Source organism: Pseudomonadota bacterium, from assembly GCA_018242545.1.
Classification (GTDB): domain Bacteria; phylum Pseudomonadota; class Alphaproteobacteria; order 16-39-46; family 16-39-46; genus 16-39-46.
In genome coordinates this window covers 1-9,057 of sequence record JAFEBT010000070.1, presented here as the reverse complement: position 1 = coordinate 9,057, position 9,057 = coordinate 1, and the positions used below count along the sequence as shown (strand labels likewise).

The following is a 9,057-nucleotide window of genomic DNA, read 5'->3' as shown; positions in this document are numbered from 1 at the left end:
TGCTTCCATTTGCAGAACATCATACTTGTTATTTTAATTTATGGAAATAGTATTAATAGGCATTATTCACTTTTCTTAGCATTTAAGACTAAAAAAGAAGCGCTATGTCTATCTTCAAAAAACACTAAAGAGGCAAAAGATCTTTTTGGATGGCTTGTTGGAAATCTTTGCTACAGGATTGCCATGCAACAACATCAACCTTAAAAGGCAGATCCGATTCTTCAAAATCTTCGTCCAAGTGAGCTCTAATATTCCAAAGAATATTATCCATAAAACAAATATCTAAATCAGAAAACCGACGAGGATTTCCATTGACGCGAGAACCAAAGGCATAAAAATTATAAGGATAACGCGAAAGAATTTCCTTAATGATTTTCAAATGACGCTTTTCAATAATCATCCCATTAATTCCTCAACGCGCTCAAGACGTCTCTGTATTTCTAAAGAAAAATCATCAAAACTGGAAACAATTTCTTTAAGAATTTCTTGTTCATAAGTATGCGTCGTAAGATTTCTTTTCTTTTGAAATTCGAACCAAATTTCTGGATCATCAATAAGCTTCTCAAGAGCAGCTTTTCGGAAGGTATCTTTTGGAGATCCTGTTTCTTGTCCTTGAGATTCAAGAACACGCTTCATCAATTTCCAAGAAAGCTCATAACAAAATTCAAAAGCTTGGACTGCGCCTGCTTGATCTCGATCTGTTTTCATATCTTGTCGAAATCTTTCAAAGGTATTTTGGGCTTTTCGAAGATTATCTGTTTTTATCTTATCCATTTGATCATCTTTCTTTGTAAGAATTCCTTATTTTTGTCATACCTTTTTCATGAAGTAAAGCTGTCTTTCTTTATGTTATTGAATGAATTTTAAACTTTAAAAGAATAAAATTGAGAAAAAATAAATCTTGAATTTCTTATAAAATTCACTTAATTTGAAAATATGACTCTAAGCACATACTCTTTTACGCTCTGTTTTCTTTATAAGCGACCTCGATCGCACGCTTAACTGTTCCCTTTTTTCAAAAAAAATTAACATCTCTTAAAAGGTCCTTCTTTAGGTTTCTTTTGAGTTAAGCTTGCGAGTAAAAAAATGCATTCTTTTCCTTTCTCTTCCTATCTTGCCTTTTTGTGCGCCGCTACATTTTATATGTATCAGTTCGTGTTGAGAGTTTCTCCAAGTGTCATGGTTTCAGACATGATGCTTTCTTTTTCAACAGATGCTGCCGGCATTTCACTTCTGTCTTCTGTCTCTCTCTATGCCTATAGTTTTATGCAAATTCCAGCTGGAATTTTTGCAGATGTGTGGGGACCTCGACGTCTCATTCTTCTTTCTATTTTCTTATGTGTTTTGGGATCTTTTCTTGTTGCAACAACCCCTTATTTTTCCATTGCCATTCTCGGACGCATTATTATTGGCATTGGATCTGCCTCTGCCTTTTTGAGTGTTGCAAAAGTTGCTCTTGCAAAGTTTGGATCTCACTATCAACCTCTCTTTTTTGGTTTTACAATGGCAGCTGGCACCATTGGAGCCTTAAATGGAGGAAATACGATCGCATTTCTTCTTGAATTTATAACGTGGCAAGAAACCTTGCTTCTTCTTTGTGGCATTGGATTCCTTGTCGCTCTTTTTAATTTCTATGGATTGACTGAAAAGTCCATAACATCTCAAAAGAAAAAAGAACACGATCTTCAACTCTCAAATGTTCTTTCTTCTATTTTGACGATCTTTAAATCTGGTCAATGTTGGATAAGTGCTTTTGTAGCCCTTGGGATCTATAGTACGATTTCTGTTGTTGCAGATTTATGGGGTGTCTCCTTTTGTATGCAGGTTTATCATTTACCACGTGTGAAAGCTGCTCATCTTGTCTCTCTTCTTTATGTTGGACTTTGTATTGGAAGCATTGTTATTCCTTACGTGAGTTATAAATTCTCCTCACAGAAAAAGATTATTATTGGATGCCTTATAGGTCTCTTTATCAATCTTTTTCTCTTATTTTTTCTTTCAAAAGCTTCTCTTTTTTTAAAAGGTGTCTTTTTTTTCAACATAGGATTCTTTTCTGGAGCTGAAATGGTCTGCTTTGCATATGCGTGCAGTATTGGCTCTTCTCAAAGCTCTGGCACAATTACAGGCTTTATAAACGCAGCTGTGATGATGGGAGGAGCCTTCCTTCAATACCTTTTTGGCATTATTTTAACAACGAGCTGGGAAGGTATTCGAGATGCTCAAGGAGCGCCCATTTATCCTGAACAAGGCTATTATATGGCCTTTGCCCTTATATTAGGAACTGTTCTTTTAAGCCTGTTTTCTTCTTTTTTTCTTTTTTCCTCTTTTAAAAAAGAAAAATCTGTTTCTGTTAAAACTCACTTTTAAAGGAGATCTTTCATGACAAACATAACCTACCAAGATTTTGAAAAAGTTAACTTGCGTTCAGGTCGGATTATAAAAGCAGAGCCCTTTCCAAAAGCACGTAAACCCGCTTATAAGGTATGGGTTGATTTTGGTGAAGAAATCGGCATTAAGCAAACGTCCGCTCAAATTACTGATAACTATGCCCTCACGGATCTTCCTGGGAAGATCGTCGTTGGATGCGTTAATTTGGATCCCAAAAACATTGCAGGATTTATCTCTGAGTTCTTACTTGTCGGGTTTTCAGATAAAAATGGTGCTGTTTCCCTTGTCACTGTTGACCTTCCCATCCCAAATGGACAAAAGCTATTTTAAAAGGATTTTCTTTTTCTGTTCTTTTTTAGCCCATGGAATTTTTGACATGGGCTCTTTCTTAAAATAAAGACCTGATCATGAATTAAAAGAAATGCGCCAGGAATTTAAAATGTTCGCAACGAAATGAAAGAGCAATTTTCGAAAGCTCATACCCTATGGGCAGATCTTTTAAAACAAATTTATGACATTAAACTTGATCAATCTCAAAGGAACGCAAAGGCATAAATTAAAATTTTAAAGACATTACATCTCCAAAAATTAAAAACTCACGCCCTTAACATTCATTTCTTCCATTATTGAACGAGAGATCAACCGACTTTATCAATTTTTTTTTAAAAAAGAAAATATTGCTTGAGGATTTTCAACATCGTAAAGCTTTAAGCCCGAGCTCCCTCCTTTATAGGATTGGGGAGAAGCATGGCTCTGCAAAAGGATTGTTCCCACACCAAAAAATCTTTGAAGTGGACTTTGTGTTAAAGAAATTTCTTTTATGTTTTTATATTTTAGATCAATAATCCGCAGAGAAAAAAAGTCTCTATAATATTCAACCCGATCATCCAAAATTTTAAAATGAGCATTTCTGTAGACGCTTTTAACAAGAAGAGCTCCTAAAAATGAAACGATAAGTTCACATCCAATAAGAAAGAAAAGAATTATAAAAATAAAACTCCCTTCTTTGTTAAACTTAGCAACAATAATGGGTGAAAACACGCAAGAAAACAAAAATATAATGAGAAAAAATCGAATAAAATGTTGAATAAAGCAATATTTTGGCGTTAAAAAATCTAATTTCATTTTTATTTCCCCATTTTTTTATTATTCTTGCTTATAATATCCTAATACCCTAGTAAATAAAATGAAATTTGACACTTATTTTCAAGACTTTTTTAAAGAGCTTCTTTTTTTAGGAAGGGTTCTTCAGGCCAATTTTCAAGATGCTGATCATCCAGACTTTCAAGTATTTCTTCTTCATCTGGTCCATCAGCATACTGGGGATACGTTGCAGGATATGTACTAACCTCACCAACTGGAGGCTCCAAAGGTCCTTTTTTTCCACACCCTTGAATTCCTAGCATTATAAGGCAGATTCCAAAAACATTTAAAATCTTTTGAATTGGCATGCTTCTTTTAGCTCCCAGCAATTATCATCCCCTCAATCATTAAGGTTGGAACATCAATCCCATATCGATGAACTAAGTCATTACAGGGCGTTAAATTTAAAAACATGTCTTCTAAATGTCCTGCAATTGTGATTTCACTCACGGGGTAGGTGATTTCGCCATTTTCGATCATAAAACCCATGGCGCCTCGACTGTAATCCCCTGTCACCAAATTTACACTCGATCCCATAAGATCTGTCACATAAAACCCCTTTGGCAAACTCTTAATAAGATCTTGTGGCGTGAGTGTCCCCGGACTCATAAAAAAATTACTGACAGAAGGATGGGGGACGCCGCCTGGACTCCTGCTTGCATGACCCGTTGTTTTAAGATTTAATTGCCGCGAAGTTCTTAAATCTAAAATCCATGTTTTTAAAACCCCATTTTCAATCACAGCCAAAGGATGGGTTGCAATTCCCTCTATATCAAATCCTCTTGATCTGAGACCCCTTTTAATATGAGGGTTGTCTTGAATCATGATCTTTTCTGAAAAAAGTTTTTTATTAAGTTTCTCTTTTAAAAAACTTGTTCCCCTTGCAATCGTCGCACCATTAATTGCGCTTGCCAGATGTCCTAAAAGGCTGCCTCCGACACGGGGATCATAAACAATGGGCATTTGTGTGGACTGAATTTTTCTAGGAGAAAGTCTTTTAACAGCTCTTTCGCCAGCTTCATGTCCAATAACGTTCGCAGGGATCATATCCTCTCGATAAATAGCACTCGTAAAAGCATAGTCTCTCTCCATTTTTCCATTTTTTTCAGCAATCATCGTTGCTGAAAGAGATCGACTCGAATCCTCATAAGAACCATAAAAATTCGTGCTTGTTGCAAGCGTAACAAGGCTCTTCCCCCAAGATGCTTCAACACCCTCTGATTGAGAAACACCTTTTACAGCCAGAGCTGCGCGTTCACAAGCTAAAGCTTCTTCGAGTAAAATCTCTTCCGTATCTTCGGTAGGATCACTGGAGTCAAAATCTCCATAACTTTGCGCAAGTTCTTCTTTGGAGGCAAGCCCACAAAAAGGATCTTCTGGAACAAGCTTAGCCATCGAAAGCGCACGTGTTACAAGATCTAAAAGTGAGTCTTTTGAAAGGTCACTGGTTGAAACAACAGCTTGTCTTTTTCCAACCAATACACGCAATCCGAGATCTTTTCCTTCTGATCTTTCAAATTCTTCAATCTTCTCATTACGACAAGAAAGGTTTAATGAGGTTCCTTGAACATAAAGAACATCGGCTTCATGAGCTCCTTGCTTTAAAGCAAGGTCGAGTGTTTCTTGGAGGAGAGATTGGATTCCAGAAGAAGATAAACTTGGATTCATAAGACAAACTCTTTAATAAATTCAATATGGCGAGACATGTTCTTTCTTTTTTAAGAAAGATACTCCTTTAAGGAATTATCTGATTAAAGCACTTAGGACAAGACCCAAAAAAAGAATAAAGCCAATCCAAACATTTGATTTAAATTTTTTTAAGCATGCGGATGCATTTTTAATATCCAAAGTTATGCTTTGTCTTAAAAAAAGAATGCCCACAATAAAACATGCAGTCTTATAGAGGGCATTAAAATTCATTCTTTCTCCAAACCAATAAAAAAGACCAAAACTTCCCATATAAATACTGAAAACAAAAACTCTAGCGTAATCCTTTACTTTTAAAGCGGATGATTTTACCCCCACATGTATGTCATCTTCTATGTCCTGAAATGCATAAATTGTATCATAACCTATGGTCCATAAAACTGTTGCAACATAGAGAATAAAACAGGTTAAATTTAAGTCTTTTCCTTGTGCAGTCCATCCCATTAATACACCTGCATTAAAAGTTACCCCTAAAAAAACTTGAGGCCAATATGTGAGGCGCTTCATCAAAGGATAAAGGGCGCTTAAAAAAACGAGAATAACTCCTAAAAATATCGTTCTAAGGTTAAATTGAATTAAAATGCCTAACCCACAGGTCAATAAAAAAAGAAGAAGAAAGAAAGCAGAAAAAAGAGAGGCTTTTTTTGACGCAAGGGGTCGCAAGTGTGTTCTTTTTACTTTTGCATCTAAATTTCGGTCACATATATCATTTAAAATGCATGCTGCACCCCGCATAATCAAAGCTCCAAAACTAAAAAGAATAATTTCATTTATTTTCGGGAAATAAGGAAATGCTGCTCCAAAAAGTCCTAAAAAAGCAGAAAAAAGTGGAAGAAAGATACCAACTGGCCTGTCCAGACGCATAAGGAGGATCTGTGTTTTCCAAAAAGAAGGAACTTTTGAAAGCTTTGCAAAGGGAATATCTGAATAATCAGATTCCTTTTTTTTATTTTCTGGTTGTTTTTGAATCATTTTTTCAAGTAAACTCATTTAAGTTTAAAAAATAAATTAAGAATGATAAGACCTTACATTAAAAATTTTGGTCTCCTTAATAGTTCTTGTCATAGATTTCTTTTTTTCTAAGACGAGAAACATGAGGAAGTTTATAAGTTTTCGAGGTTTCCACTTTGAGCGATGTTAAAATCTCTTAGGGTGTTAATCAAGCACTATAAATATTTTAAATACGAGGAAGGTAACTCCATGACCGATCAAACACATAGTATTCGTCTTTTTATTGCAACGCCCCTCAAAGAAAATGATCGTGTTTTCTTAACTCCTCGACAAAGTCACTATCTCCTCAATGTTATGCGACTCAATATTGGACAAAATTTTCTTGTTTTTAATGGAGAAGATGGAGAATTTTTAGCCCAAATTTCAGAAATTCAAAAACGTATTGTTCATTTGACGATTAAAAATCAAACCCATCCTCAACCTCCTGAGCACACCCTTAATCTTTTATTTGCTCCCTTAAAAGGAGAACGTCTTGGTTTTTTAATTGAAAAAGCAACCGAATTGGGCGTATCAGATTTTATTCCAATTTTTACCAAACATACCGTTCCTTCCTATATTAATCTTGAGCGCATAGAGGCACGTGCAATTGAGGCTGTTGAACAATGTGAACGCTTAACCATTCCAAATGTTCATGAAAGTATGAATCTTGAAGAAATCCTTGAAAAATGGTCTTCTGCCGAGCCACTTTTCTTTTGTGAAGAGCGTTCAAGCGCTCCCCTCCTTGCGGAGACTCTGCAAAAAGACAAAAGAGGATGTTCTTTTCTGATTGGTCCAGAAGGTGGTTTTTCTAAAGAAGAAAAAGAACTTTTGCGATCAAAATCATTTGTAAAACCAGTCAGTCTTGGCGCTCAAATTTTAAGAGCAGAAACAGCTGCAATCATGTCTCTTTGTCTTTTTATGGCTTTTTCTCAAAAAGGAACATAAACCCTTCCTAAAAAAATCATGCCTTCTTCCCAACTCTTCATAACAAAACCTGAAGAACTCTTAAGTTACTTTGAGGAAGGATGTAAGACACCTGGTTCTCTCAAAGTTGGGCTAGAACACGAGAAATTTATTTTTTATGAAGATTCCCTTCAGCGTGTCCCATATACTTCAAAAAATGGAATTTCAGACCTTTTTAAAGACCTTCTTTCGTTAGGATGGGAAGGTATTTATGAAAATACTACGCTTATTGGACTTACAAAAGAAGGCGTGCTTCTTACGCTTGAGCCCGGTGGGCAACTTGAATTTTCATCCTCTGCACACTTAAATATCTTTTCTCTCCAGAAAGAACATCAAGACTATATTTTCTCTCTTCTTAAACTCACTGCTCAAAAAAATTTTCTTCTTCTGGGTCTTGGCTTTGATCCTCTTTCGAGCTTTGAAGAAATTCCTTGGATGCCAAAAGAACGTTATCTGCGCATGCGCGAGTATATGCCTCATAAAGGCTCCCTTGGGCTCGATATGATGACACGTACCGCGAGCTTTCAGGTCTCCTTAGACTATGTCTCTCAAAAAGATATGTGTGAAAAATTTAAAATTGGCTTAGCATTACAGCCTCTTATTTCAACACTTTTTGCATCTTCTGTTCTTAAAGAAAGATGTCTTTTGCCTTTTCAAAGTTATCGCTCTTATGTTTGGCAACACACAGATAATGAAAGAACAGGAGGGCTTGAATTTGTTTTTAATGACGCCATGGGATTTGAACGTTATGTGGAGTATCTTTTAAATGTTCCCCTTTATTTCATTTATCGTGAAGAACGTTATATTCCCGTGATTTCTCAAACATTTCGGGATTTTATGGATGGAAATTTAAAAATTTTACCCGGAGAATTTCCCACAATCAGAGATTGGGAACTTCATATAAGTACTGTTTTTCCAGATGTTCGACTTAAAACCTACCTTGAAATGCGTGGATGTGATTCTGGCCCAATTGACTTTGGCTATGCTTTAGCAGCCTTTTGGGTCGGAATTTTTTATGATTCGCAAAGTTTTAGTCAAATTAAAGAGATTGTTGAATCGTTCTCGAAAGAAGAGCGTCTTTATTTAAGACAAGAAACGCCCCATATGGGCATCCATACTCTTTTCCGTAGAGAATCTTTAACAGTTCTTCTTTTAACCTGTTTAAAAATTGCACAAGAAGGCCTCAACCGTCGATCTATCCTTAATCCAAAACATCAGGATGAAAGCTCTTTTTTAAAACCTCTCTTTCAAATCCTCTCCAAAAAGGAATCTCTTTCAGATTCTATTTCAAAAAAATGGGAAGCACTCTCCTCTCAAAGTGAACAAAATGATTTTATCCGCTCACTTAAATACAATTAAATACAATCTTTTCTTAAATAAAAACAAACCCAACTGACAAAAAAGATAAGACATCTTCTTTCTAAGACGTATCTTTCTATGGCATTGACTTTCCTTAAAAAACATGATTTTTTAGTAATGTAGATATAACTTTAAAAAATGAGAGGTTTTAAAATGCAAAAGTTTTTAGCTCTATCGTTCTTAATCATTCTATCAGGAATGAGTTTCTCTTCTCATTCTTCACAAGCACATAAACATAAACATAAACATAAACATCATGCTTGCGAAGGAAAAAAACTCGGCGACTCGTGTGGAGAAAATAATAAAGGAACTTGTATTCTCTCAGGGCATGACAAAAAACATCTTCATTGCAAAACAAAATCCTAAGTAGAAATCGCCCATCTTTAAATAAGAGGAAGAATTCTTATTTTATTAAAAGTAAAAGTTCTTCCTTTAAAAAATTTTTCGCAATAATATAGATCTTTAAAGATCTCTCCCTGCTTCCCTCCTCTCCTAAAAAAAGACCTT

10 protein-coding genes are annotated in these 9,057 nt (G+C 35.5%); 4 read left to right on the top strand and 6 right to left on the bottom strand.

Annotated elements, in window-relative coordinates; translation table 11 throughout:
- Positions 1–124 precede the first annotated feature (124 nt).
- Positions 125–400 (bottom strand): nucleotidyltransferase domain-containing protein, encoded by a 276-nt coding sequence (locus tag JSS34_07660; protein ID MBS0186193.1) that lies wholly within the window; start codon positions 398–400, stop codon positions 125–127.
- Positions 397–774, bottom strand: a complete 378-nt coding sequence (locus JSS34_07655) for a nucleotidyltransferase substrate binding protein (protein ID MBS0186192.1) — start codon at positions 772–774, stop codon at positions 397–399. The genes JSS34_07660 and JSS34_07655 overlap by 4 nt, the downstream gene beginning before the upstream one ends.
- Before the next feature lie 312 nt (positions 775–1,086).
- Between JSS34_07655 and JSS34_07650 the strand changes: the two genes are divergently transcribed.
- Positions 1,087–2,367, top strand: coding sequence for an MFS transporter (locus JSS34_07650; GenBank protein ID MBS0186191.1), 1,281 nt, complete (start codon positions 1,087–1,089; stop codon positions 2,365–2,367).
- A 12-nt stretch (positions 2,368–2,379) separates the two neighbouring features.
- Entirely contained in the window at positions 2,380–2,718 is a 339-nt protein-coding gene (locus JSS34_07645) for a tRNA-binding protein (GenBank protein ID MBS0186190.1), read from the top strand.
- Between the two features lie 321 nt (positions 2,719–3,039).
- On the opposite strand, the gene JSS34_07640 is transcribed toward JSS34_07645, so the two are convergent.
- From JSS34_07640 to ubiA, 4 genes are all read right to left on the bottom strand, one after another.
- Positions 3,040–3,513, bottom strand: a complete 474-nt coding sequence (locus JSS34_07640) for a PH domain-containing protein (protein ID MBS0186189.1) — start codon at positions 3,511–3,513, stop codon at positions 3,040–3,042.
- Positions 3,514–3,605: 92 nt separating this feature from the next.
- Positions 3,606–3,839: a hypothetical protein gene (locus JSS34_07635; GenBank protein ID MBS0186188.1), complete on the bottom strand. Its 234-nt coding sequence runs from the start codon at positions 3,837–3,839 to the stop codon at positions 3,606–3,608.
- 7 nt (positions 3,840–3,846) lie between these two features.
- Positions 3,847–5,199 carry a TldD/PmbA family protein gene (locus tag JSS34_07630; protein ID MBS0186187.1) on the bottom strand — a complete coding sequence of 451 codons (1,353 nt, stop codon included), beginning with the start codon at positions 5,197–5,199 and terminating at the stop codon, positions 3,847–3,849.
- Between the two features lie 75 nt (positions 5,200–5,274).
- Positions 5,275–6,210: a 4-hydroxybenzoate octaprenyltransferase gene (gene ubiA / locus JSS34_07625; GenBank protein MBS0186186.1), complete on the bottom strand. Its 936-nt coding sequence runs from the start codon at positions 6,208–6,210 to the stop codon at positions 5,275–5,277.
- A 228-nt stretch (positions 6,211–6,438) separates the two neighbouring features.
- Here ubiA and JSS34_07620 point away from each other — a divergent pair, with 228 nt between their 5' ends.
- Both JSS34_07620 and JSS34_07615 read left to right on the top strand, forming a co-directional pair.
- Positions 6,439–7,173 (top strand): 16S rRNA (uracil(1498)-N(3))-methyltransferase, encoded by a 735-nt coding sequence (locus JSS34_07620; protein ID MBS0186185.1) that lies wholly within the window; start codon positions 6,439–6,441, stop codon positions 7,171–7,173.
- Between the two features lie 18 nt (positions 7,174–7,191).
- Positions 7,192–8,550 (top strand): glutamate--cysteine ligase, encoded by a 1,359-nt coding sequence (locus tag JSS34_07615; protein MBS0186184.1) that lies wholly within the window; start codon positions 7,192–7,194, stop codon positions 8,548–8,550.
- Positions 8,551–9,057: the final 507 nt, after the last annotated feature.